This is a genomic window from Ureibacillus yapensis (assembly GCF_003515775.1).
Lineage (GTDB): Bacteria > Bacillota > Bacilli > Bacillales_A > Planococcaceae > Ureibacillus > Ureibacillus yapensis.
The window spans coordinates 103,044-127,277 of record NZ_QWEI01000008.1; the positions used below are offsets into that span (position 1 = coordinate 103,044).

23 protein-coding genes, 1 pseudogene and 1 riboswitch are annotated in these 24,234 nt (G+C 40.6%); of the genes and pseudogenes, 14 read left to right on the forward strand and 10 right to left on the reverse strand.

Annotation, left to right across the window (positions count from 1 at the left end):
* The first annotated feature begins 15 nt into the window (after positions 1-15).
* Both D1B33_RS13915 and D1B33_RS13920 read left to right on the forward strand, forming a co-directional pair.
* Positions 16-1,188: an exonuclease SbcCD subunit D gene (locus D1B33_RS13915; protein ID WP_118877006.1), complete on the forward strand. Its 1,173-nt coding sequence runs from the start codon at positions 16-18 to the stop codon at positions 1,186-1,188.
* Positions 1,185-4,259 (forward strand): AAA family ATPase, encoded by a 3,075-nt coding sequence (locus tag D1B33_RS13920; RefSeq protein WP_118877007.1) that lies wholly within the window; start codon positions 1,185-1,187, stop codon positions 4,257-4,259. Before D1B33_RS13915 ends, D1B33_RS13920 begins: the two co-directional genes overlap by 4 nt.
* Before the next feature lie 202 nt (positions 4,260-4,461).
* Here the strand turns inward: D1B33_RS13920 and D1B33_RS18790 are convergent, their stop codons facing one another.
* Positions 4,462-4,584 carry a hypothetical protein gene (locus D1B33_RS18790; RefSeq protein ID WP_267897056.1) on the reverse strand — a complete coding sequence of 41 codons (123 nt, stop codon included), beginning with the start codon at positions 4,582-4,584 and terminating at the stop codon, positions 4,462-4,464.
* A gap of 57 nt (positions 4,585-4,641) precedes the next feature.
* Complete coding sequence (locus D1B33_RS13930; protein ID WP_118877009.1) at positions 4,642-4,962, reverse strand: magnetosome magnetite crystal formation protein family; 321 nt, start codon at positions 4,960-4,962, stop codon at positions 4,642-4,644.
* Positions 4,963-5,061: 99 nt separating this feature from the next.
* Positions 5,062-5,169: riboswitch (TPP riboswitch) on the forward strand.
* Between the two features lie 132 nt (positions 5,170-5,301).
* Here D1B33_RS13930 and thiT point away from each other — a divergent pair.
* Positions 5,302-5,859, forward strand: coding sequence for an energy-coupled thiamine transporter ThiT (gene thiT / locus D1B33_RS13935; RefSeq protein WP_118877010.1), 558 nt, complete (start codon positions 5,302-5,304; stop codon positions 5,857-5,859).
* A 175-nt stretch (positions 5,860-6,034) separates the two neighbouring features.
* A complete protein-coding gene (gene map, locus D1B33_RS13940) occupies positions 6,035-6,787 on the forward strand; it encodes a type I methionyl aminopeptidase (protein WP_118877011.1) in 753 nt (250 codons plus the stop codon).
* A gap of 41 nt (positions 6,788-6,828) precedes the next feature.
* Here the strand turns inward: map and D1B33_RS13945 are convergent, their stop codons facing one another.
* Positions 6,829-7,560, reverse strand: a complete 732-nt coding sequence (locus tag D1B33_RS13945) for a hypothetical protein (protein WP_118877012.1) — start codon at positions 7,558-7,560, stop codon at positions 6,829-6,831.
* Positions 7,561-7,663: 103 nt separating this feature from the next.
* Between D1B33_RS13945 and D1B33_RS13950 the strand changes: the two are divergent.
* Both D1B33_RS13950 and D1B33_RS13955 read left to right on the forward strand, forming a co-directional pair.
* Positions 7,664-8,418: pseudogene (locus tag D1B33_RS13950) on the forward strand (polyphosphate kinase 2 family protein).
* Between the two features lie 134 nt (positions 8,419-8,552).
* The gene (locus D1B33_RS13955; protein WP_118877066.1) at positions 8,553-9,104 is read left to right on the forward strand and encodes a GNAT family N-acetyltransferase; all 552 of its coding nucleotides are present in this window, start codon (positions 8,553-8,555) and stop codon (positions 9,102-9,104) included.
* A 68-nt stretch (positions 9,105-9,172) separates the two neighbouring features.
* Here the strand turns inward: D1B33_RS13955 and D1B33_RS13960 are convergent, their stop codons facing one another.
* Both D1B33_RS13960 and D1B33_RS18495 read right to left on the reverse strand, forming a co-directional pair.
* A complete protein-coding gene (locus D1B33_RS13960) occupies positions 9,173-9,781 on the reverse strand; it encodes a beta-class carbonic anhydrase (protein ID WP_118877013.1) in 609 nt (202 codons plus the stop codon).
* A gap of 92 nt (positions 9,782-9,873) precedes the next feature.
* A complete protein-coding gene (locus D1B33_RS18495; RefSeq protein ID WP_158582986.1) occupies positions 9,874-10,014 on the reverse strand; it encodes a hypothetical protein in 141 nt (46 codons plus the stop codon).
* Positions 10,015-10,338: 324 nt separating this feature from the next.
* Here D1B33_RS18495 and motA point away from each other — a divergent pair, with 324 nt between their 5' ends.
* From motA to D1B33_RS13980, 4 genes are all read left to right on the forward strand, one after another.
* Entirely contained in the window at positions 10,339-11,142 is an 804-nt protein-coding gene (gene motA / locus D1B33_RS13965; RefSeq protein ID WP_118877014.1) for a flagellar motor stator protein MotA, read from the forward strand.
* The gene (motB, locus tag D1B33_RS13970; RefSeq protein ID WP_118877015.1) at positions 11,126-11,893 is read left to right on the forward strand and encodes a flagellar motor protein MotB; all 768 of its coding nucleotides are present in this window, start codon (positions 11,126-11,128) and stop codon (positions 11,891-11,893) included. The genes motA and motB overlap by 17 nt, the downstream gene beginning before the upstream one ends.
* Before the next feature lie 571 nt (positions 11,894-12,464).
* A complete protein-coding gene (locus tag D1B33_RS13975; protein WP_118877016.1) occupies positions 12,465-13,553 on the forward strand; it encodes a PfkB family carbohydrate kinase in 1,089 nt (362 codons plus the stop codon).
* Between the two features lies 1 nt (position 13,554).
* Positions 13,555-14,469 carry a pseudouridine-5'-phosphate glycosidase gene (locus D1B33_RS13980; protein ID WP_118877017.1) on the forward strand — a complete coding sequence of 305 codons (915 nt, stop codon included), beginning with the start codon at positions 13,555-13,557 and terminating at the stop codon, positions 14,467-14,469.
* A gap of 279 nt (positions 14,470-14,748) precedes the next feature.
* Here the strand turns inward: D1B33_RS13980 and D1B33_RS13985 are convergent, their stop codons facing one another.
* Positions 14,749-14,970, reverse strand: coding sequence for a DUF1128 domain-containing protein (locus tag D1B33_RS13985; protein WP_118877067.1), 222 nt, complete (start codon positions 14,968-14,970; stop codon positions 14,749-14,751).
* A gap of 167 nt (positions 14,971-15,137) precedes the next feature.
* Between D1B33_RS13985 and D1B33_RS13990 the strand changes: the two genes are divergently transcribed.
* Entirely contained in the window at positions 15,138-15,473 is a 336-nt protein-coding gene (locus tag D1B33_RS13990) for a YtxH domain-containing protein (protein ID WP_118877018.1), read from the forward strand.
* A gap of 128 nt (positions 15,474-15,601) precedes the next feature.
* Positions 15,602-16,531 (forward strand): YihY/virulence factor BrkB family protein, encoded by a 930-nt coding sequence (locus D1B33_RS13995; RefSeq protein ID WP_233549487.1) that lies wholly within the window; start codon positions 15,602-15,604, stop codon positions 16,529-16,531.
* Positions 16,532-16,568: 37 nt separating this feature from the next.
* On the opposite strand, the gene D1B33_RS14000 is transcribed toward D1B33_RS13995, so the two are convergent.
* Positions 16,569-18,467 carry a heavy metal translocating P-type ATPase gene (locus D1B33_RS14000; protein WP_118877019.1) on the reverse strand — a complete coding sequence of 633 codons (1,899 nt, stop codon included), beginning with the start codon at positions 18,465-18,467 and terminating at the stop codon, positions 16,569-16,571.
* Positions 18,468-18,731: 264 nt separating this feature from the next.
* On the opposite strand from D1B33_RS14000, the gene D1B33_RS14005 reads away from it, so the two are divergent.
* Complete coding sequence (locus tag D1B33_RS14005; protein WP_118877020.1) at positions 18,732-19,226, forward strand: pyridoxamine 5'-phosphate oxidase family protein; 495 nt, start codon at positions 18,732-18,734, stop codon at positions 19,224-19,226.
* A gap of 289 nt (positions 19,227-19,515) precedes the next feature.
* On the opposite strand, the gene D1B33_RS14010 is transcribed toward D1B33_RS14005, so the two are convergent.
* Entirely contained in the window at positions 19,516-21,066 is a 1,551-nt protein-coding gene (locus tag D1B33_RS14010) for a fumarate hydratase (protein ID WP_118877021.1), read from the reverse strand.
* A gap of 145 nt (positions 21,067-21,211) precedes the next feature.
* Entirely contained in the window at positions 21,212-21,406 is a 195-nt protein-coding gene (locus tag D1B33_RS14015; protein WP_118877022.1) for an SE1561 family protein, read from the reverse strand.
* A gap of 274 nt (positions 21,407-21,680) precedes the next feature.
* On the opposite strand from D1B33_RS14015, the gene D1B33_RS14020 reads away from it, so the two are divergent.
* Positions 21,681-22,853 (forward strand): MFS transporter, encoded by a 1,173-nt coding sequence (locus D1B33_RS14020; protein ID WP_118877023.1) that lies wholly within the window; start codon positions 21,681-21,683, stop codon positions 22,851-22,853.
* A gap of 237 nt (positions 22,854-23,090) precedes the next feature.
* Here the strand turns inward: D1B33_RS14020 and nspC are convergent, their stop codons facing one another.
* Positions 23,091-24,233, reverse strand: a complete 1,143-nt coding sequence (nspC, locus tag D1B33_RS14025) for a carboxynorspermidine decarboxylase (protein WP_118877024.1) — start codon at positions 24,231-24,233, stop codon at positions 23,091-23,093.
* Position 24,234 lies beyond the last annotated feature (1 nt).

Sequence of the window (24,234 nt, forward strand, 5' to 3'; positions counted from 1 at the left end):
TGGAGGACGAGTGGAATGAAATTATTTCATACTGCAGACTGGCACTTAGGGAAACTTGTACAAGGCGTATATATGACCGACGACCAACGATATATATTGAAGCAATTTCTGCAAGCCATTGATGAAGAACAGCCGGATGCCGTCATCATTGCGGGGGATCTATACGACCGTGCACTTCCTCCTGTTGAAGCGGTTGATTTATTGGACGAGACATTGGCCGAAATTGTACTTAAACGCAAGGTTCCTGTTTTAAGTATTGCAGGGAATCATGATAGCCCGACAAGACTTCAATTCGGAAGCAAATTAATGAAAGAAGCAGGACTGCACATTGCAGGTGAGCTGTCCACAAACCTGGAGCCCATTGTTTTGAAGGACGAGTATGGTGAAGTTTGTTTTCATCTTGTTCCATTTGCCGAGCCTTCGATGGTTAAAAATTTATACGGCGACCCTTCCATCAGTACATATGACGATGCCATGCGCAAGGTCACTGGAATAATCGAAGAAAACATGGACAAGTCAAAACGGCATGTGTTGATTGGACATGCCTTTGTGACGCCATATGGTGAAAAAGAAGAAAATACGAGCGACTCTGAACGGCCGCTGGCAATTGGAGGCTCCGAATGTGTCAATGCGGAATGCTTCCGTGCCTTTCATTACACGGCGCTGGGGCACTTGCATAAAGCCCATTATGTGTTAAACGAAAACATTCGCTATTCGGGTTCGCCTTTAAAGTATTCCGCTTCCGAAGCAAATCACGAAAAAGGATTCCTGATTGTCGACTTGGCTGAAGATGGAAGTGTGGCGGTTGAAAAACGCCGTTTCCTTCCAAGAAGAGATTTGCGAATTGTCGAAGGGTCCATTCAAGAGATTTTGAAGCATCCCATCAATGAAGATTATGTATTTGTTCGATTAACGGACTTAACGCCGGTAGTTGGGGCAATGGAACAAATTCGCACTGTCTACCCAAATGCGATGCATGTTGAACGAAAGGCATTGCCAAGAGAAAGTAATGCGGGCGAGTCTGAGGTTGTCCGCAGGGAACAGATGGATGATTTCAGCTTATTCAAAGCATTCCATCAAGAAATGACAGGACAAGAGCCTACAGAAACAGCCCAACGTCTTTTTGAAGAAATCTTGCAGGAAATGATAACGGAAGAACGGGAAACAAAAGAGGTGATCTTGAAATGAAACCCATTAAACTAACACTGAGAGCTTTTGGTCCATATAAAAATGAAGAGACCATTGATTTCACGGAACTCAAAGGTAACCGTCTATTTGTAATTTCAGGTTCAACCGGTGCTGGAAAAACAACGATTTTCGATGGAATCAGCTTTGCGTTGTATGGGTTTGGCAGTGGACAGGATCGCAAGGATACGAAATCGTTAAGAAGCGATTTTGCCGAAGATGGGGTCCATACCGCAGTAGAATTGCTCTTTGAAATCCATGGAAGAACGTACCGTGTTCTTAGGCAGCTGCCGCATGTGAAAGAAGGCCGTAAAACGGCAACGGGTGAGAAATACGAGTTTTTTGAAGTTCGGGACGGGCAAGAGGTTCCTGTAGTGGAACGTCAAAAGGTTACCGATATTAATCAAAAAATCGAGCAAATCATCGGTTTGTCCTATGATCAATTCAATCAGATTGTTATGTTGCCGCAAGGTGAATTTCGTAAATTATTAACCTCTCAATCCGAAAACAAGGAAGAAATATTGCGCAAGATCTTTAAAACGAATCGTTATGGCGAGATGGCGCAAAAGCTGGAAGAAAAGAAAAAATGGGCCGATCAGGAACTGAATAAAGCGCGGATTGAGAAAAACAGTTATATTAGCCAAATTGCCGGTGCTTTGCCCGAACGGGAATCGGTATTGTTTGAACATTTAAAGCAAGAGTCGAATATTTATCAAATTCAAGATGGATTGGACGATGAAATACACTACTACCAGCAAAAAATCAGGGAAGACCAGAAGCGCTACGAAGATGCTGTAGAAAAACATAACAAACAATATAATCGATTCATGCAGGATAAAGCATTGAATGAGCGCATTGAAAACTTCGAAAAGAGAAAGGTGAAGCTGCAAGAGCTGCAGCAGCAAACACCCTACCATGAACAAATAAAAAGAGACATCGATGCTGCGAATAAGGCAAATAAAATTTTTCCTTTGAATCAGCAATGCCATGAATTGCATAAGGAAAAGGTTGAAAAGCAAAACAGGCTGCTGGAAGTAACGCAAAAACTTGAAAAGGCAAAAAGTGATTTAGAGGAAACAAAAATTGCCTATGAGGCTGAAAAGGAAAAACAGCCAGAAAGGGAAATAGCCACTCAAAAAGTATCGGAACTTAGAACCAAAATACCGCTATATGAACAAATCGATTCTCAAAGCAAATTGGTAGAATCTTTACAGTTGAAGGTAAATGATGCACAAGGAACTCTGAAAAAGATTGAACAAAACCTCATAGAGGAAAAGGAAAAAGTAACTGGATTAACGCAAACCGTAGAAAAGCTCGAAGAAAAAACGGAAACTTTTAATGAGATGCTGGAGAAGCAAATGACGTTGCGTGAGGTCATGAATGCTTTCTCCAATTATCATCAAGTGAAACAGCAAGTAGATAACTTGCTGGAACAATCCAAAATGATTGACTCCGAATATGAAAAGGCAAAAAGTCTATATGAGTTGGAAGAAAGCGGATGGTTGGCGAACCAAGCTGCACGTCTTGCGGCAACTTTGGTGCAAGGCATGCCATGTCCGGTTTGCGGAAGTACGGAGCACCAGCATATAACCGAACAACATGAGGAAACAATTGACGAAGCAGCAGTGAAGAGATTGAAAGAAAGTCTTTCGCTTATTGAACAGAAAAAATATAAAATCGAAGGCAATCTCCAATCGGCCAAGGCCCAACTCTCACAATGCGAAGAGAAACTTGCCGGCTTGCAGGCACCTATTGAAAAGGAACAGCAGTTTAGCGGCCAGTTTAATGAGCAAACCGTCCAATTGCAGCAATTAAAAATGGAAGCTGCGCAGCTAGGAAACTATAAAAAGCAGCTAAAAGATTTTAAGATTAGATTAGAACAATTGGAAAGCGATCAAAAACAAGCCGAGCAAACTTACTATCAGTCCAATCAACAGCTGTTAAAAGAAAATACCGTGCTAACGGAATTGCAAAAAGGTATACCAAGTGAGCTGCAGCATATTTCGCAACTATATACAGCGATTGAAGAGGCTGAAAAGTACAAGCTAACCTTGATTAATCGTTGGGAACAGATTCAAAATGCCAAGCATGAAGTAGAAAAGTATGTTGCAGCAGCAGAAGAAGCGGCCAAACAAACCGCAGGGGCGATCGAGCAAATAGAAGAGAAATTAAACGTTGCAAAAGAGAAGTTTAAACGTTCGCTGGCTGAAGAAGGTTTCGAAAACTATAAGCATTTTGAGGCCTCGTTAAAATCAGAACAGGAAATTCAAAGAATGCAGAATAAATATATGGAATTCTCAAAGGAGCTCCACCTTTTAACCTCTCAGATCCAGCAAGAGAGCGAAGAGTTGGATGGTAAGCAGAAGGTTGACTTAAGCGTGGCTGAACAAGCAGTAGCCAATTTAAAATTGGAATATGAGCATGCTTTCCAAACCTTAAACAAATCCAAGGAATGTGAAAGGCAGGCAATCGATTTTTCGGAGAAGCTTGATCAAGTTGCGGACAAAATCTTCAAACTTGAGGAACAATCCAACCAGATCATTGATTTATATAATTTATTGCGCGGCCAAAATAGCAAAAAAATCTCCTTTGAACGCTACGTGCAAATGGGGTATTTGGAACAGATTACTGAAGCAGCCAATATACGTTTGAAAAATTTATCGAATGGCCAATATAGTTTGCAGTGTTCTGACCGCCAAGAATCCCATGGCCGCCAAAGCGGGTTAAGTCTCGATGTCTATGATATGTATACAGGACAATCGCGCGATGTGAAATCCTTATCAGGCGGCGAGAAATTTAACGCTTCCCTCTGCTTGGCACTTGGGATGGCGGATGTGATCCAAAGCTTCCAAGGGAATGTCAAAATTGACACGATGTTTATTGATGAGGGCTTTGGATCATTGGATGAAGAATCGTTGATGAAGGCAATCGATACACTCATCGACCTTCAAAGAACGGGAAGAATGATTGGCGTCATTTCGCACGTAGCAGAACTAAAAGCCGCAATGCCTGCCATACTGCAAGTCGAGAAAATGAAGGAAGGCTATAGCAGAACGTCGATTGTTTTAAAATAACTGAAGGCGTGCCGGTGTGTTTCATCTAGGAGATGAAAGCCCGTTATCGTGTGTTAAACAGAAAAGAAGCCCTTCATCCAAAGATGAAGGACACTTTTTGGCTTCTATTCAATTCCAAGCAAAACGCAAGAATGAAGATTAATCGCCATTCCTTGCGTTTTGCCTGGAAATCTCAAGCTCGAAAATCAATTTTGAATCACGCTTATTTACGTCGTCCGGTAGGTACTGTAGAGGATGCCTTTCGATTATTCATCGCTTTTTTAATCATTGGATAGACAATCGGCGCTACTTTTACAATTGTTCTCATGATTTTTCGATAATTCATGTAGATGCACTCCTTTGCTTTATGAATATAATACCCCTTTGGGAGTCCGGCAAAACTTTACCGTACCACTCGAAACGCTTGGACAAAATTCCAAACAATCACAGTCATTGAAATAATAAAATAAATAGCCATAAATGCAAACATCCAGATGACAAATCCATCGATATTCCCATTATTGGCAGAGAACACGCCAATAAACCCGAATAATGCTAAAAGCAAGGAAAGGGCAGCAGGGATTGAATGGGAAATAAATGCCCGTTTTGCGTGGTGTTTCACTTCAGCATCTTTAATGACAAAATACACAACTAAAGGCAGCAAGAACGGTGCGAATAAAATACTAACATAACTAAGGGCAGAAATGATTTTATTGTTATCCATATGAACTCCTCGTTTTCCTATTGTTGGCTCCTCAAAGGCTCTCTTGAAAAAAGACATTGCTTTGGTATAATGGGAGTGTTCAAACAATCAAAAAGATGTAGTACCCACAAGGGGAGCTGATGAAGTCAGCTGAGATTGTGCACTCGTTGCACTAACTCTTTGAACCTGTAAGTTAGCACTTGCGTAGGGATGTGGATAGAAACCGACTGCAACTGGCGTCAGGCTCTGTCCTGGCGCCATTTTTATGTGGGTAAACAAACCACACATATATGTATTAGACAAAAAGTTTTCTATTCCTTCTCAAATGGTCAACATCGGACTAAGGAGAGGAGAGTTGTTATGAACAATAAAAGATTATTAATGCTTGTAGAGATTGCGATATTCGCAGGGATTGGGGTTGTGCTAGACAAAATATCCTTCTCGCTGTGGGCGCAAGGTGGTTCCATCAGCTTTGTTATGCTGCCGATTCTTATAATAGCGGTTCGTTGGGGAGTAATCCCGGGCATGATCACTGGATTGTTGATTGGTGTTTTGCAAATGCTTTTGGGCGGCTATATTTTCCACTGGGCACAAGCATTGCTGGATTATGTGGTGGCCTTTTCGGTTGTCGGATTGGCAGGGGTTTTCCGCAAGCAAATTATTCAAGCGGCACAGGCGGTTAAAAAGAAAACAATGGTTGTTTATATTGTATTGGGGATCGTGATAGGCGGCCTGTTGCGTTATGCCGCACATGCGATTGCAGGTGCAGTATTCTTCAGTGAATATGCGGGAGATCAAAATGTCTGGATTTACACAATAATCTACAATGGTTCCTATATGATTCCCGCCATTCTATTGACGGCTATTGTAGGCGCATTTATTTTCACTGTCGCACCAAGGCTTGTGCAAACAAAGTAAATAACAGCTATCTGCGCAAGAATGTGATTTCAAAGCATTCTTGCGTTTTTCTATTTAACTATCATAAAATGGACGGTAAGATTCAAAAATACATTATCATAAGCAGTTGCCCAATAATTTGTTTCAATTATGGTATATTATATAAAGATAAGTAAACAGGAAGAAGGATCTTAACATGATTGTACAAACAGCAGAAGAGTTAGAAGCGTTAAAAAAAATCGGACGCATCTGTGCCGAAATACGTGATGCCATGAAGGCTGCAACAAAACCGGGCATTACAACAAAAGAATTGGATGAAATCGCAGGACGCATGTTCAGTGAAGCAGGAGCGATTTCAGGTCCCAAGGGAGAATATGATTTTCCGGGATACACTTGCATTAGCGTAAATCATGAGGTCGCTCACGGAATTCCGGGATCCAAAGAAATTCAAGAAGGCGATTTGGTGAATATCGACGTTTCGGGTTCATTGGATGGCTATTTCGCGGATACAGGCATCTCGTTTGTAGTAGGAGAAGGTTATCCTGAAAAAGAAAAGCTTTGTACTGTTGCCAAATCTGCATTTGATCGCGCGATGACAAAAGTAAAAGCAGGTTCAAAACTGAACCAAATCGGGAAAGCGGTAGAACGCGAAGCACGAGATCATGGGTTAACGGTTATCATGAACTTGACGGGGCATGGCGTTGGCCGCGCATTGCATGAAAAGCCCGACCATGTATTAAACTACTATGACGCTTGGGATACAACGATTTTGAAAGATGGCATGGTGTTGGCCGTTGAACCATTCATCTCTGAAAAAGCGGAGCATATCGTTGAATCGGGAGATGGCTGGACATTTATCACACCAGATAAATCCCTTGTTGCACAAATTGAACATACGATTGTCGTAACGAAAGGCAAACCGATACTCATTACTCAGATTGAAGAGTAGGAAGCAGTATTTCAGTTCAAAAAAAATCCTGGCACTTGAACTTACTTCAAGTGCACAGGATTTTTTTTCATGAAAAAGATGCCGACTATGATTACACCAGCCAGGAAAAGAGCGGCCGTTGTGACGAGAAGCTCGCCAAATCCATTTGCTGCAGCGATGCCTAAATAACACCAAATAAACACAATCGGATAGGCAACATCAAAATGGTGGAAGCGCAGGTGAAGAGCAATTGCCGTTCCAATAGTCATCACGATGACTGCCCACAGCGCATTGCTTAACCCAAATCCCGACCATTGCATATGCACCAAGAAATAACAGCAGTTCAAGATGAGCAGAAATGTTGACCACCCAAAATAGACTGCAATGGGCATTCGCAATTTAAACAAACTTTTCTTCAAAGGATAAGTTAAATACAAACCAAATAAGGTTACAACCTGAAGCAATAAAATAACGATGGTAGAGACGTACAGGTTGCTATGCCAGCTCCATAGGGAGGCAATTTGGAATAGTACTACTAAGATGAATAGAATTGTTTGCAAGTTGGAAATGAAATGGTTTTCGCCACGCAGATGAAAATATTGATAAATCCAAAAGAACAGCAAAATAAAGATGGCTAGCCATATGTAATATACATAGTTTGCTGGTGCAACTAATAATGGCAATCGATCTATCAGTTCAATGGTTGAATAACCATTATATTCGAACAAAAATGCTTTAAGAGTAAAAAGCGTGGCCACTATGACCGAAATAAATAATAAGATTAAACGAGTCATCCATTCCTCCCCTTTCTCTAAAATTATATACATTAAAAAAGTTTTGAACAACATTTTCCCATGTGAAGGGGATAATGGCAAAAAAAATTTCAGGAGCGAGAATATGAAGAAATTGGAAAATCTTGATTTAAATCAAACAATCGATAAAAAAGATTACAAAATAGAGTTAAAAAAGCTTCAATATGAAATGTTGAATATCCAGCAATTCTTATTGAACCATAAAATTGGCTTAATCATTGTTTTTGAAGGGATGGATGCTGCCGGTAAAGGTGGTGCCATTAAAAGGTTAACACAAAGGCTCGATCCACGGGGATATCTTGTTCACCCAATTTCAGCACCGCAGCCGCATGAAAGACGCTATCATTATCTTCATCGATTTTGGCGCAAGCTGCCGCAACATGGCCAAATTGCCATTTTCGACCGCTCATGGTATGGAAGAGTATTGGTTGAAAGAATAGAGGGTTTTGCCTCTACAGAAGAATGGTCCAGAGCATATGATGAGATAAATGACTTTGAAAAAACACTAACTGACGAAAATTATATCTTGATAAAATCCATGTAGATAAAGAGGAACAACTAGTGCGTTTCCAGGAGCGGCAAACCAATCCATATAAAGTATGGAAGCTAACGGAAGAAGATTGGCGCAACCGTGAAAAATTTGATGAGTATGTTGCATGCGCGAATGAGATGATCGGCAAAACAGATCAAAAGAAAGCGCCATGGGTTTTAATTTCCGGAAATAATAAGCACTATGCCCGCATAAATGTATTAAAAGAGACCATTCAACATATAGAAAGAATAGCAGTTGAAAGGGGATTGAATATTACTTATATTTATAACCAAGACAAACAGGAATAATTTAGCATATACTGAATAAAGAGATAAAACATGTACAAAATGATGGAAAGAAATGGGGAAGAAATTTAAAGAAAGGCAACAGGGTACTTGGCATGAGGAAGTTTTTGAATCTATTACATAAAAAGGGTGATAATTTGGTCAAAATTGAGGGGGATCGGCTATTATTACGTACCTTTGTGGAGTCAGATGCAAAGAGCCTGGCGGAGCTAATGAAAAGAAATAAATATTTTTGGGCAACCCATGAACCATTGCATGAAGAAGACTTCTACACAGAGGAAGCACAATTCAAGAAAATATTGGAAAGTATACATCTCCTTCGAGCGAATCGGGAATATTCATTTGGCATTTATCCGAAAGGAAGCAATGTTTTGATTGGCCATATTTCTTTATATGCCATTAAAAGGCTGCCTTACAATAGTGCATTTATCGGCTATTCAATCGATGAGAAATATACACGAAAAGGAATCGCCACCGAAGCAGTCAAGGAAGTTGTCCAGTTTGCTTTTCGAAAAGTGAAGCTGCATCGTTTGGAAGCCTATGTATCGCCCAAAAATGAAGGGTCGATCCGGGTTTTGGAAAATGCCCAATTTATTCGGGAGGGGCTCTTGCGCGAACTTTTGTATATTAACGGAAATTGGGAAGATCATTATATTTATTCCCTATTAAAAGAGGAATGCAGGTATTGAAAAAAGCAAGCGCTTTCCTTAAAAAAGGCTGTCTTGAAAGCATTCAGGACAGCCTTTTGATATTGACATTAATTTTCGTTTGAATTTGAATTGCTTTCGTTATTTCCAGCCAAAAAATCATTCCCGTCGGATAGCAGGTCCAATTTTCCTGTGCCTGGATCAATGGCAAGACCGTGAACAGGAGTCCCTTTAGGCATAAGTGGGTGGTTGCGAATCAAGTCAACGCTTTTTAAAACACTTGTTGAAACATCACCAAATCCACGAAGCCACTCCTTTACATCAACCCCAGAATAATTGACGAGATTGATAATCTCCTCGCTTACGCCGCGCTCAAGCATATGTTGAAGCATAAGATCTGGATCCAAGGCGCTCATTCCACAGTCATGATGGCCGATTACATACACTTCATCGGCTTTCAACTCGTAAACAGCAACCAATAAACTTCGCATGATCGCACCGAATGGATGGCTTACAAGCGCCCCGGCACTTTTCACAACTTTGATGTCTCCATTGCGCATGTTCATTGCTTTTGGAAGCAATTCTACTAAACGAGTATCCATGCACGTTAAGATTACTGCTTTTTTATCCGGATACTTTGAAGTAATGTAAGGCTCGTACTGTTTGAATTTAACGAATGATTCATTATAGCTTAAAATTTCTTGTAATGAAGTTCCCATAAGTTTTAACCCCTTTTTTTAACGTTACATTCTAATTATAAACGAAAAAAGTCGACAAAACTCATGTCTGGAATTTTGTCGACAAAAATATTTTAGAATTTTTCGGTTGGTTTCGGATCAACTCTTACCGAAGAGGAAGAATCCAATCCGATGCGTAAATAATGAATGAACATTGCCAGTGAAATACATAACACAACCATAAATCCAGTAACGGTTGAAATAAACAGTCCCATAATATAAAGACTCCTTTCTTTAATTAAAGTCATTGAAATTATTATACTATATACCCATGATTGAATGAAAGGTGATTCGGAGATAAAATTGCCAAATTTATGAATCTATCACTTAAAGGTTGCTAGATAAAGTGAACGATGGAAAACTCCAAAATATAAAATGCATTTACTACCGCTTTTTTATAAAATAGCGGAGTGAATCATCGTAATATTTGTAGAAATTATGAAATATTAATATTTAAGAGAAGGATTCTGTCATCAAACTGTAAATAAAGCTGAAAGATTGTCGAAAAAAAGAATAGTAGAAGATTTGGAGGAACATATATGGATATATCAACACTAGTGGGGATTATTCTCGGAATTATTGCGGTGTTTGTGGGAATGGTGGTAAAAGGGGCAAGTTTAGGCGTTTTGATCAACCCAGCTGCCTTTTTGATAATTATCGTCGGAACGGTTGCATCCGTAACGATTGCCTTTCCGATGAGTGAACTGAAAAGAGTGCCCAAGCTATTTGGGATTATTTTTAAAGAACAAAAGCTTGCAAGTGATATAGAAATTATTAAAATGTTCTCGCAATGGGCTGATTTGGCACGTCGAGAAGGATTGCTGGCACTTGAAAGCAAGGCCTCCGAGGTGGAAGATCCATTCTTGAAAAATGGATTGACACTGGCAATCGATGGCCAAAATGCCGACTATATTCGGGATGTTTTAACGGAAGAAGTAGAAGCGATGGAGGAACGCCATGCAAGCGGCGCCCAAATATTCTCGCAAGCTGGTACATATGCCCCGACTCTAGGGGTACTTGGAGCGGTTATTGGATTAATGGCGGCTTTAAAAGATATGAGTAATGTTGATGCACTGGGCCATGCCATCACGGCAGCCTTTGTTGCCACGCTGCTTGGTATTTTTACGGGGTACGTATTGTGGAATCCGTTCGCAAATAAGTTGAAACGCAAGTCCGCTGTGGAAGTGAAACAAAAACAATTAATGATTGAAGGAATTCTATCCGTTTTGGAAGGTGAAGCCCCTCGCGTGATTGAACAAAAACTTGCTTCTTATTTACCGACGGAAGAACGCCGCAAAATCTCTAACGAAAGCGGGGAGGATGGTCTTGGCAAGGAAAGCTAAAAAGAAAAAACATGATGATCATGTGGACGAGTCATGGCTATTGCCCTATTCTGACTTAATGACGCTTTTATTAGCTTTGTTTATTGTATTATTTGCATCCAGTACAGTGGATCAGGACAAGCTTGCGAAAATGTCTGCTGTATTCAATGAAATTTTTGAGGGCGGTACGAGTTTTATGGATCATACTTCGGTAATTGAACAGCCAAATACAATTACAGATGGGATCTCGGAACAAGAAGCCGCTTATATTGAAGACCAAAGAGAATTGCAGGAAATTCAGGGCCGTGTTGATAATTTTATCGCGGTGAATGAATTGGAAAGCACATTTGCTACCCAAATGACGGATGAAGGATTGTTGATCACCATCCGGAGCAGTATTTTATTTGACCCCGGTAAAGCGGATGTAAAGACAAATTATAATGAAATAGCGACAGAACTATCAAAGATTTTGGAGATGGATCCTGCCAGATACATCGTAGTAACCGGCCATACTGACAATATACCTCAAAACACGGCGGAATTCGGATCAAACTGGGAGCTTTCCGTGATGCGTGCAGTGAATGTGATGAAGATGATTATACAAAGCAATCCAAACTTGGATCCAAAGTACTTCAGCGCAAAAGGCTATGGAGAATTCAATCCGATTGCCTCCAATGAAACACGGGAAGGCAGAGCCAAAAATCGCCGTGTAGAAGTGCTGGTTCAACAACTTGTAAAAGAAGATGGAAGTAAAGTGGACATAACTCAATAATACAACGGGCTCGAAAAATCATTTTCGGGTCTTTTTTTCTGCAATTTTAGAGTTGTAACTTGAGCAGAGTATGGTTAAAGCAAAGATTGAATAGAATTCGAATAAGCCCGGTTTAGGTTCAGTTGGTGAAAAACCGGTCGAATAGAGTGCGTGTAAAAGCCGATATGGGTTCAGCTGATATGAAAACGGTCGAATAGAGCATGTCTAAAAGCCGGTTTGCAGCGAGCTGAAGTAAAAACGGTCGAATAGAGTCTGTCTAAAAGCTGGTTTGCAGCTAGCTGATATGAAAACGGTCGAATAGAGCATGTCTAAAAGCCAGTTTGCAGCTATCTGAAGTAAAAATGGTCGAATAGAGTCTGTCTAAATGCAGGTTTGCAGCTAGCTAAAGTAAAAACGGTCGAATAGAAAACCTTTAAAACCTACCTATCGAAAAAGTCCACATTATCCACCTCAATTTAACCCATACTTTATATATGCACTTTTAATATTTTAGAATATCTCCAGTTTGACTCTATATAAACAATAGTTTATAATCTTAAACAAATGTTTGAAGAGTGAGGTGTAATGATTAGTGAATGAAAAAGAGCAGCTTGTTCTCCAAACAATCAAGAGCAACCCTTTTCTATCCCAACAAGAAATGGCTGAAGTTTTAAATATACCTCGCCCGACTTTGGCCAATATTATTTCGGGACTTATAAAAAAGGGCGAGATTATTGGAAGGGCATATGTGCTGCCTGAAAGGAATTCGATTTTTGCAATTGGGGGAGCGAATGTTGACCGCAAATTCCATATCGATGGCTCGGTACAGCATGGCACATCAAATCCCTCCACGGTTACGGAAAGCGTAGGCGGTGTTGCCAGGAACGTTGCCGAGAACCTGGGCCGCTTTGGAAATGACGTAAAACTCATTACATTAATCGGACAAGACCACGGTGCAAAGGTCATCGAAAATGAAAGCCATGCCTTTATCAATTTTGATTATGTAGAAGAATTGCCCGATTTAAAGACAGGTTCCTATAGTGCAGTATTAGATCGCAAGGGTGAGTTAATACTCGCAATGGCAGATATGTCGATTTATGATTATTTGCTCCCACCCGTACTAATAAAACACGAAGCCGCTTTAAGTAATGCGAAATGTATTATTATTGATCTAAATTGTCCGAAAGAAACTGTAGAATATCTGCAGAATCTTGCCAGCATCCGTGAGATTCCTTTGGCAATCGTGCCTGTATCGGCACCGAAAATGAAAAATATGCCGAAGGATTTATCGGGAGTTGCTTACTTTATCGTAAATCGCGACGAAGTGGAATCCTACTTGAATATTCAAATGAAGAACAAAGAGGATTATTCAAATGCCGTCAGCACGCTATTGGAAATGGGTGCAAAAAACGTCATTTTGACTTTGGGGGAACAAGGAGCAATGGCAGGCAATAAAGATGGCATCCATCATTTTGAAGCGGAGAAAACGCAGGAAATCATTGATGTCACGGGGGCAGGAGATGCTTTTGTTGCCGGATTTATGCATGCCGTATTAAATGAGGAAAGCTTCATCGATGCAGTGAATTTTGGGCAATATAATGCATCGAAAACATTGCAATCCAATAAAACAGTAAGACAAGACATAACAGCCGAAGAATTAAACAATTGGAGGAACAAATAACATGGAAAAATATTTATCATATTCACAAGAAGTATTAGAAGCGAAGGAAAAAGGCCTGCCAATCGTAGCGCTTGAATCAACAATTATCTCACACGGAATGCCGTATCCACAAAACGTACAAACAGCACGTGAAGTAGAACAAATTATTCGCGACAAAGGAGCAGTACCGGCAACAATTGCCATCATTGACGGCCAAATCAAAATCGGTCTTACAGATGAAGAACTTGAAATGTTCGGCAACGCCGACAATGTGGCAAAAGCTTCACGCCGAGATCTTGGCTATCTAGTAGCAACAAAGAAACTAGGAGCTACAACTGTAGCGGCAACAATGATTGCTGCTGAACTTGCGGGAATCGAATTGTTTGTTACTGGCGGTATCGGAGGAGTTCATAGAGGAGCTGAAACAACAATGGATGTTTCTGCAGACTTGGAAGAGTTGGCTCAAACAAATGTTGCCGTAGTCTGTGCAGGAGCAAAATCTATCCTGGACATCGGTTTAACACTTGAATATCTTGAAACAAAAGGTGTACCTGTTGTTGGTTACGGAACAGACATGCTGCCAGCCTTCTATACAAGAGAAAGCGAGTTCTCGGTTAACTTCCGAGCAGACAATACGCAAGAAGTAGCGGACATGATGAGAGCGAAATGGGATCTAGGTTTAGTTGGCGGAGCAGTTATTGCAAACCCAATTCCTGAAGAAGATGCACTTGAAGCAAGCTTCATTAACGGCATTATCCAAACAGCTTTAACAGAAGCTAAAGAAAACGGAATCAAAGGGAAAGAGGTAACACCATTCCTTTTAGGAAAAGTAAAAGAATTAACTGAAGGAAAATCATTGGAAGCAAACATTGCCCTTGTAAAACACAACGCACGAGTTGGAGCAGAAATCGCAGTAGCACTAAATCAAAATAAATAATATGAAAAGCGGAGGCGTCCTGTTTAGCCCCGCGTCGGCGAAAACGCCACGTCCTGTGGCATCGCCGACATGACTCACATCCTGTGAGCCTGAAGCGCTGGAAGGCCCGAATCGCGAAGCTTTTACAGCTTTCGACCGAGGGACTGAAGCGACTCGAGGGGCTGGCCGCCGCGCTGAATATTGTTGAAAGTCAATATTTTTTCTTACAAATAAAAAAAGTTCCCAACGAGAAGATGATTTCTTCGTGTTGGGAACTTTTTTGTCCGCAATTAATTGGCTTTATCTTCTCAATGCGCCTAATTCGGAAACGATCGCCTGCATTTCACTCGGACTGAAAGTGCTGCGTTTCATGACCATTTCATAAAGATATAAAATATCTTCATAATGTTCATCCGAAAAGTTTTCCGACTTCATAGCGTCAACATTGACCATGCGTAGTTTTTCTTTCATTTGTTCGACCATATAAATAATATTTTCTTTCGATGGTTGTGTTAAATCCATTTTTTCCCCACCTTTCAAAGTATCCATTTAATCATTCCATTCCTTGCCCTTCCTTGTCAATAATAATCGAACGGTCTTTTAACAGGGTTACATTTTTTATAAAATGGGTAATGTATAGAAAATATTAACAAGTCAAAAGGTAGACTAAGTTAGGAGGTAAAATCGGAATGAATGAAAGCAAATTAATGAAATTTGTATTAGTCGGAGCAGCTGCAGGTGCAGTCATTAGTATGTTTGACCGTAAAACAAGAGAGAATACTAAAGAAAAGACAAAACAAATGAAAGATATGGCTGTCTACTATGCGAAGAACCGAGACGAGCTGCAAAGAATGCTTGAGCAAAAAATTGAAGTGGCACAAGAAGTATATGAAAATGCTTCAACAAATATTAGCACAATCATAAGTAAAATGGATGATGTAAAAGAAATACCGGCAAGCGTGCAGAATATGGTAAGTGATACGAAAAACATTGTTAAGAATTCCAATGCTGAAAGACTGAACTAACTCTAATTCAAACTGCGGCGAAGTTTGCCGCAGCTACTACATAGCGTTTTAAATGTGAGGGAAGCGTTGGAGAAAGTCATGATAATAACGATGCATATAATTTGTCATTGAGGGGAAGTGGGCTGAATTTGCTGGGTGAAAAGAAAGAAAAGAATGAACATGAAGCCGTTAATAATATAAGATCATTTTTCAATCCGGATGAATCAAAAATTGATATCACGACCACGAAAGGGTTTTTTCAAGACCTAATCGTACGCATGAAAGATATAGATGTTTCAGGAATGGGTGCCCAATTAGCGTACTTCTTCTTACTATCCTTCTTCCCTTTATTGATTTCCATTATTACGTTGGTACCTTATTTGAATATTAATCAAGAGGAAGTATTCAATTTCCTGCAGACGATTGTACCCGCCGAGGTGTTTTTATTAACACAAGGGACTTTAACTGAACTGTTAACAACGCAAAATGGCGGTGGGCTGTTGTCCATCGGGATCTTGGGTACCCTTTGGTCGGCTTCAAGGGGGGTCAACGCGCTGACCAAAACATTAAACGGCGCATATGAAACAGAACCCAAGTCTGGATTGATCAGCCGTGGTCTGTCGTTAGTGTTTACGATTGCTCTAGTTGTTGTCATCCTGATCGCTTTAGCCATCCCGATTTTTGGATACCAGTTTGCCTATACACTTTTTAATTATTTGGGAGTAGAAGAAACATTTGCTAATTTTTGGGAGATGGTTCGGATGTTTCTTCCCCCGGTGTTAATTTTTATCGTGCTAAACCTATTGTACTGGGTGATCCCGAATACCGACCCTAGATTGAAGCTGTTTAGTGTATTGCCTGGATCGATTTTCTCCACGGTCGCCTGGGTCATCTTGATTTACGGTTTTTCATTCTATGTAAATAATTTTGGCAACTATGCTTCTACTTACGGAAGTATCGCCGGGGTTATTATACTGATGCTATGGCTGTATTTCACCGGAATGATTCTGATTTTCGGTGGCCTAATCAATGCTTCGGTGCACAAACGGTCGCTGGTGAAAAAGGGATATAAAGAATAAAAGGTTGACCGGGTTTGTTTTCCGGCCAACCTTCTTTTTAGGATTTTAACATTCGCAAACCGTTTAAAATTACTAAAATCGTGCTTCCCTCATGGCCAATGACTCCAAATGGAAGGTCGACGATTTGCAAAAAGTTGGAGATGATTAAAAGTGCAATGACTGCAATTGAAAAAATGATGTTTTGCTTGACGATTTTTTGCATTTTTTTGGATAAACGAACAGCATAGGCGATTTTGGATAAATCATTCTTCATCAATACAACATCTGCAGTTTCCAAAGCAACATCTGTTCCTCCGCCCATCGCAATTCCAACTGTTGCAGTCGCAAGTGCCGGTGCATCATTAATGCCATCGCCAACCATGCCAACATTGCTGTATTTATCTAAATATCCTTTAATATGGTTCACTTTTGTTTCAGGCAAGCATTCTGCAATATACTCATTGACACCAGCTTCTTTGGCAATGGTTTTTGCGGTTTTTTTATTATCACCTGTAAGCATCGCCACGGAGATGCCAAGCTCTTTCAAAAGTTTTACCGCATCTTTTGCCTCATCCCGTACTGTATCTTTCATGGCGACTAAAGCTGCAATGCCTTGGTCATCTTTCATGAATATAACGGTTTTTCCTTCCTCCGCTAATTTACCGGCAGCTGAATCGGCGAACTGTGCCGCTTCTTCTCGACCTACAAACTCAGGTTTTCCTACAAGATAAGCGGCATTTTGAATGGTTGCTTTTAAACCCCAGCCTGGCACATCTTCTATCTCGATCCCTTGTGTCGGCTCGATCTTTTGATTTTTCGCATATTGCATAATGGCGTGAGCCAATGGATGGTTTGATTGAGCTTCAATTGATGCCAATGTGGCAATCGCTTCAGCTTCGCTTAAATTTTCCCTGACGATTACATCCGTTACAGAGGGTTTACCCACCGTTAAAGTCCCTGTTTTATCGACTGCCAATAATTGAAGGGCACTTAGATGTTCCAAGTGAACCCCGCCTTTAAAGAGGATTCCCTTTCTTGCACCATTTGAGATGGCGGAAAGAGTCGCCGGTGTAATGGAAGCGACAAGGGCACAGGGCGAAGCGACAACCAATAAAACCATTGCCCGGTAGAACGTTGTTGTCCAATCCCACCCAAGTAAATAATGGGGAAGGAACAACATGAGTACAACCGTTGCCAAAACAAATTTTACATATCTGCCTTCAAACTTTTCGATAAATTGCTGAGAAGGAGATTTTTCGCTTTGCGCTGATTGAACAAGTGTAATAATTCTTTGGAATAGTGTTTCGGTATTTGGTTTGGTCATATTAACGGTCAATGTTCCATTTAAATTTACCGTACCGGCATATACTTCATCCCCGACTTGCTTTGTAACAGGCATGGATTCACCACTGATTGCAGATTCATCAATTGTAGAATTTCCTTTGAAAATTTGCCCGTCAACCGGAATTCGTTCACCTGGTTTAATCAATAAATGGTCTCCGATTTTTAATGAAGAAACGGGAACTTTGATCGGCTGAAATCCCCCGCGTACCAGCCAGGCTTCCTCGGGCTGCAAATTCATGAGAGCGGAAATTTCGCGATGGCTTTTATTCATCGCATAGGTTTCGAGTGCACCGCTTAATGCAAATATGAAGATAAGTATTGCCCCTTCCGTCCAATAGCCAATAATGGCTGAACCAATGGCAGCTAAAATCATCAATAATTCCACATTTAAATTTTTATTCTCGAGTGTATCTAAAATGCCCTCTTTTGCTTTGGCATAGCCTCCAATGACAAATGCCGTTAGATAAGCAATTACAGAAGCTGTGGACAAGCCTGCAGTTTCCAGACGCCATGCGAGCAAAATGATTACGCCTGAAACAAGAGCCGCAATTAACTCCCCGTGTTCCTTTATTTTCTCAATTAAAACATTGTTTTCTCGATTAGTATTATCCATACAATCCTCCTTTTGATAATGAATATCACTATCAAAGTGTTATTATAAAGAGATTTTGATAACGGTTTTCATTTATTTGATGTATTTGAAAAAATCATTTTTAATTTATAATTATTATAATATAGACCGTTGATTTTGTAAATCCAATTGAATATTTTTTATGTAAGAGAGAAAAATAGCGAGGGTATTTTGTAAATGTTTGAACACAATCTTGTCGGGAATGAGTTAGATATAGTGAAAATAAGGAAGGAAAGGTGAAATTAAATGAACGGTGAAGAATATCAAAAAACACGCGAGACGTTAAAAAATATAGTTGAAAGTGCCGATACGGCAATGCTTGTGACGACAACGTTGGATGGCCATATTGTGTCAAGACCCATGCAGCTTCAAAAGGTGGAATTTAACGGAGATCTTTGGTTCTTAACCCTGAAAGATACGGAAAAGTATTATGAAATAAAACATAACGATGTCGTAAATGTGGTGATCGCGGAGAAATCATATGCATCCATCACGGGGCACGCAGAAATTGTGGATGATCTGGAACTTAAGAAAAAGTTCTGGAACAAAGCGTATGAAGATATGTTTAATATGGATTATACAGATCCCCGTGTTACGCTCATCAAAATCCACGCAGAGTCAGCGGAGTACTGGGATACAGGGTCAACCGTTAAATCGGCGTTTAACTTTGTCAGAAAAGTGGTAGGAAATGAAGAGCCAGGAAAGCCAAGCAACAGCACAAACCAAACTTTGGAATTGTAAAACCCTCTTATATAGAAAAAACTTGCAAGGGATGCTTGCAAGTTTTTTACGCTCTTTATTAATTGATGTTAGAATACTCTCTCAGCGTTATCGCTGTCGGCTAACGCCTTTCGCGCAGCTGAGTTAAAATGGAATCTACTAATTTATTATATGCTAATAATAAAATTATCTTTTCTTAATTAGAATACTCTCTCAGCGTTATCGCTGTCGGCTAACGCCTTTCGCGCAGCTGAATTAAAATGAAAACTACTAAATTTATTTCTTCTTAAGATAAACAAGATTTACTAAATTAGAAAACACGTTCAGCATACTGAGATAGTTTTTCCAGTGACGATTTTTCAACGTCGGCGTGTAATGAATTGCCGTGGGAATCCATTGTTACAACGGCCGTGAAGCCTTCAACAGTCAAGTGCCACATTGCTTCAGGGATACCGAATTCTTGCAAGTCAACACCGTCTACACTCTTGATGCAATCTGCATAGTACTGAGCAGCACCGCCGATTGCATTCAAGTATACGCCACCGTGTTCTTTAAGAGCAGCAAGCGTTTTAGGTCCCATACCGCCTTTACCGATTACAGCGCGGATACCGAACTTTTTCATGATGTCGCCTTGATATGGCTCCTCACGGATGGATGTTGTTGGACCAGCCGCTTTTACAGTCCAGTTGCCGTTTTCGTCTTTTGCCATTACCGGACCACAGTGATAGATGACTTGTCCATTTAAATCAACCGGCGCATCGTGGCTCATTAAATGATGGTGGATCGCATCGCGGCCAGTATAGATGCGGCCATTGATTTTCACCACATCGCCTACATTAAGTTCACGGATTTGTTCTTCCGTAATCGGTGCAGTTAACTCAACTACTTTGCTTTCTGATTGCGTTTCTGTTTTTGGTTCATCACGGAAAGTGATTTTTTCGCCTTCTTGGTAATGCCATTTTGTAATTTCGCCAGTTGAAGGGTTGATATCGATGGCCATGCGACGGTAAGCCCAGCAGTTATATGCTACCGATACATAGAATGAAGCCGGAATACGGTGCATAACACCGATTTTACAGCCCAATAAAGTTGCTTCCCCGCCAAAGCCCATTGTACCAATGCCGAATGTGTTTGCTTTTTCGACAATGTATTCTTCCAATTTTGCTAAGTCAGGATTCGGGTTAACGTCTTCCACATGACGGAATAACTGTTCTTTAGCCAAATCATAGCCGGAAGAACGGTCGCCGCCAATACCTACTCCGATGAAACCGGCAGAACAACCTTGCCCTTGTGATTGCCATACAGAATGCAAGATACATTTGCGGATTCCATCCAAGTCGCGGCCTGCACGGCCAAGGCCTTCCAGTTCACATGGCAGGCTGTATTGAATGTTCTTGTTCTCGCAGCCGCCGCCTTTAAGAATCAATTTCACTTCAATGTAATCGTTTTCCCATTGTTCAAACTTAATAACAGGAACACCTTCGCCCAAGTTGTCTCCACTGTTTTTGCCTGTTAAAGAATCAACTGAGTTCGGGCGTAGCTTTGCATCTTTCGTCGCTTGGACAATTGCGTTTTTGATTGCTGCTTTAATTTCCAATTGGTTCACGCCAACTGGAGTTTTGACTTTGAAAGTAGGCAAGCCGGTATCTTGGCAAATTGGCGATACATTATCTTCCGCCATCACAATGTTGTTGGAAATTGTGTCCAAACTCATTGCGGCACGCGTCCCTGCATTTTCTGCGTCTTTCGCTTTTTTAATCGCCCGGCGAACGTCTTTTGGTAAATTTGTTGAAGTTTCGCTCACTAAGTCATAAATACTTTTTTCTAATGTTTGTAAATAGGATGTTGCCACTTGAGACATGATGATATTCCCCCCCAGAATATTTTGATATTTTCACCACCACTTATTATACCTTGTTCAGTTCCCGAAAAAAAGGGTCATAGACAGACATTCGAGAACAAATGGAAAAAGAGGCTGCAACTTTTGCAGCCCCTTGTGGCAAGTATTATTCAGCTGAATCTGTTCTTCCTTTAAATTGCTCCATTTTGTCTTCCACGTCGTCGAGCATTTGTATCAGTCTGTCAATATCCTCAACATCTGCTGTCTCGGGATCAATCGCATCCAGTACTTCTACAAAAATTTGAAGGCGTTCTTTTAAGTAAATTACTTGTTTGTTTTTATCTGTAACAGGCTTGGTCATGTGTACACCTCTTTCATCAAGAACATCATAGCGGAATGATGGACAATATTCAAATAAAAACTTAAAGCAGGCAGGAGAAATAGATTAAAATGCGTTTAACAATAGGGTTGTAGCGGGAGTTTTATTCGCCCTCTTATCATTTTCTTTATCGATTAAACGATGCCAAAGAACATGGGAAAGTATTCGATAACAAACAAAATCTTAAAGCTATTTACTTGATGATTGTGATAACATAGTACCGTATTAGAGGAGAGTTTTAAATGGGAGGATATACATGATAGCAGCAACTCATTATGAACAACGCAGATTTTGGATATTGGTCGCCATTGTGTCGATATCCGGTTTCTCTCAGGGCATGCTATTGCCGCTGATTTCGGTTATTTTTGAAAGTGATGGTGTCTCATCCACTTTAAACGGATTAAATGCCACAGGATTATACATAGGAACGTTGTTAATATCGCCATTTATCGAGAAGCCGCTGCGCAAATTCGGATACAAGCCCATCATTATAGTGGGTGGTGCAATTGTGTTTATCGCGCTGTTCTTGTTCCCATTCTGGCATAACGTGATGTTTTGGTTTATCTTGCGAATGATGATTGGAATAGGGGACCATTGCTTGCATTATTCCACGCAAACTTGGTTAACAAGTACGGCCCCTGCCGGTAACATTGGAAAAACCATGTCCATTTATGGATTATCATTTGGCGTAGGATTTGCAGTGGGGCCATTAATGGTGAACTTAGTGAAGATATCGGAAACATTGCCTTTTATCGTTTCATCCATCCTTTGCTTAATCGCATGGTCCTTTGTGTTTGTTGTTCGAAATGAAAAACCTGAAAGTTTAATAGGAGACAGTAAAGAGTCAAATAGCTTCCACCGTTATAAAATGTCATTTAAATATGCCTGGGTTGCATTCATACCGCCACTAGTTTATGGGGTTTTGGAAACAAGCCTGAATGCACTTTTCCCGGTATATGCCCTAAGAAAAGATTTTGATGTATCAATGGTATCAATCATTCTCGCCGCTTTTTCAATTGGCGGGATACTCACTCAGGTGCCAATCGGGATGCTAGGCGATAAAATCGGAAGAAGAAAGATTATTCTCGCCGCTTTTTTGGCAGGTACGGTATTTTTTGGGGTGGGCAGCATGTTTGAACATTCGGAATGGATTATCGCGTGTGTATTTTTATTGGCGGGAATGGCCCTGGGTTCGATGTTCTCCTTAGGGATTACTTATATGGCAGAACTTACACCGAAAGCTCTTTTGCCGACTGCAAATCTCCTATACGGCATTTTCTTTAGTCTTGGGAGTTTGATCGGACCGACAGCTGGGGGACTTTATCTTCAGTATGTGGAATCATTAAGTTTCCTGTTGTTCATTTCGTTTATTTTGTTGGTAATGTTATTGGTTGTTTTTTTCTTTGGAAAACAAGTGAAGGAAGCATAACTTATTCGTTTACAACTGAAGTAAGAAATATGAATGAAAAGAGTCTGCGGGAAAGCATGTCTGTTTAGCAAGCGTCTAAAGCGGCATTTGGAGCAAGTCCAGAGAAAAACACTCGATTAGCCCAAAGTTTCGATAGCATGCATCGATAGCTCAAAAGACAGAACCAAAATAACTAAATCACCAACCCAACAAAAAAAGCTAACCCGGAACAATCATGTTCCAGGTTAGCTTTTTTCATTAAGATAATCGATTGCGATAGTCTTCATAGCCAAATTGGCGAACGACTTTGACGCCTTCTTCTTCATTGTACAAGCAAATGCTTGGCAAGTTGACGCCGTTGAACATATGGTTTTTTACCATTGTATAGTGTGCCATATCCGTGAAGACGATTTTATCGCCGGCTTTCAGCGGTTCATCGAATGAATAGTCACCGATTACGTCGCCTGCTAGACAAGTCATGCCGCCAAGTCGGTATGTGTAAGCTTTATCGTTCGGTGTACTCGCGCCGATAATTTGAGGACGGTATGGCATTTCTAACACGTCCGGCATATGGCATGTAGCGGATGTATCCAGAATGGCAATTTCCATCCCGTTTTTCACAACATCCAGAACTGTCGTTACCAAATAGCCAGTATTTAGCGCAATCGCTTCACCAGGCTCTAGGATAACTTTCACATCATACTTGTCTTGCATATAGTTAATCAATGACACAAGCTTATCCACATCGTAATCTTCACGTGTGATATGGTGGCCGCCGCCAAAATTGATCCATTTCATTTTATGCAAATACTCGCCGTATTTTTCTTCAAAGTGAACCAGTATGCGTTCCAATACATCTGAGCCTTGTTCGCACATCGCATGGAAGTGAATTCCTTCAACCCCATCCAGTTCATCGGGACGGAAAGAGTCGACTGGAATACCTAATCGTGAATTGATGTAGCATGGATCATAAAGCGGTGTTTCAACTTCTGAATAACCAGGATTTACACGCAAGCCAATGGATACGTGCTTGCCTTCTACACTTTGTACTTTTTCTTTATACTTATGTAGTTGGTCAAACGAGTTGAACACAATATGATCGACATATTTCAAATATTCATCAATTTCATGCTCCGCATAGGCAGGTGCATAGGCATGCACTTCTTTGCCGAACTCCTCGTAGCCTAGACGAGCTTCGAATAAAGAACTTGAAGTAATACCCTTCAGGTAGTTTCGGGCCATCGGGAATGTCGAGAACATCGAAAAACCTTTAAGAGCTAATAAAATATCACAGCCAGTACGGTCTTGAACAGATTTCAAGATTTCTAAGTTGCGCAAGAGCAAGCGCTCGTCCACTACATAGCTAGGAGACGGCGCCGCTTTCCAATCAATTGTTTTCATC

Bases quoted from the DNA above. Each gene is read 5' to 3' on its own strand.
- D1B33_RS14010 (WP_118877021.1), bottom strand. From the start codon at position 21,066: ATGTCTCAAGTGGCAACATCCTATTTACAAACATTAGAAAAAAGTATT.
- nspC (WP_118877024.1), bottom strand. From the start codon at position 24,233: ATGAAAACAATTGATTGGAAAGCGGCGCCGTCTCCTAGCTATGTAGTG.
- D1B33_RS13920 (WP_118877007.1), top strand. From the start codon at position 1,185: ATGAAACCCATTAAACTAACACTGAGAGCTTTTGGTCCATATAAAAAT.
- D1B33_RS14020 (WP_118877023.1), top strand. From the start codon at position 21,681: ATGATAGCAGCAACTCATTATGAACAACGCAGATTTTGGATATTGGTC.
- D1B33_RS13980 (WP_118877017.1), top strand. From the start codon at position 13,555: ATGGAAAAATATTTATCATATTCACAAGAAGTATTAGAAGCGAAGGAA.
- D1B33_RS13930 (WP_118877009.1), bottom strand. From the start codon at position 4,962: ATGGATAACAATAAAATCATTTCTGCCCTTAGTTATGTTAGTATTTTA.
- D1B33_RS14005 (WP_118877020.1), top strand. From the start codon at position 18,732: ATGAACGGTGAAGAATATCAAAAAACACGCGAGACGTTAAAAAATATA.
- D1B33_RS18495 (WP_158582986.1), bottom strand. From the start codon at position 10,014: ATGGGACTGTTTATTTCAACCGTTACTGGATTTATGGTTGTGTTATGT.
- motA (WP_118877014.1), top strand. From the start codon at position 10,339: ATGGATATATCAACACTAGTGGGGATTATTCTCGGAATTATTGCGGTG.
- D1B33_RS13915 (WP_118877006.1), top strand. From the start codon at position 16: ATGAAATTATTTCATACTGCAGACTGGCACTTAGGGAAACTTGTACAA.
- D1B33_RS13960 (WP_118877013.1), bottom strand. From the start codon at position 9,781: ATGGGAACTTCATTACAAGAAATTTTAAGCTATAATGAATCATTCGTT.
- D1B33_RS18790 (WP_267897056.1), bottom strand. From the start codon at position 4,584: ATGAATTATCGAAAAATCATGAGAACAATTGTAAAAGTAGCGCCGATT.
- map (WP_118877011.1), top strand. From the start codon at position 6,035: ATGATTGTACAAACAGCAGAAGAGTTAGAAGCGTTAAAAAAAATCGGA.
- D1B33_RS14000 (WP_118877019.1), bottom strand. From the start codon at position 18,467: ATGGATAATACTAATCGAGAAAACAATGTTTTAATTGAGAAAATAAAG.
- D1B33_RS14015 (WP_118877022.1), bottom strand. From the start codon at position 21,406: ATGACCAAGCCTGTTACAGATAAAAACAAACAAGTAATTTACTTAAAA.
- D1B33_RS13985 (WP_118877067.1), bottom strand. From the start codon at position 14,970: ATGGATTTAACACAACCATCGAAAGAAAATATTATTTATATGGTCGAA.
- thiT (WP_118877010.1), top strand. From the start codon at position 5,302: ATGAACAATAAAAGATTATTAATGCTTGTAGAGATTGCGATATTCGCA.
- D1B33_RS13945 (WP_118877012.1), bottom strand. From the start codon at position 7,560: ATGACTCGTTTAATCTTATTATTTATTTCGGTCATAGTGGCCACGCTT.
- D1B33_RS13990 (WP_118877018.1), top strand. From the start codon at position 15,138: ATGAATGAAAGCAAATTAATGAAATTTGTATTAGTCGGAGCAGCTGCA.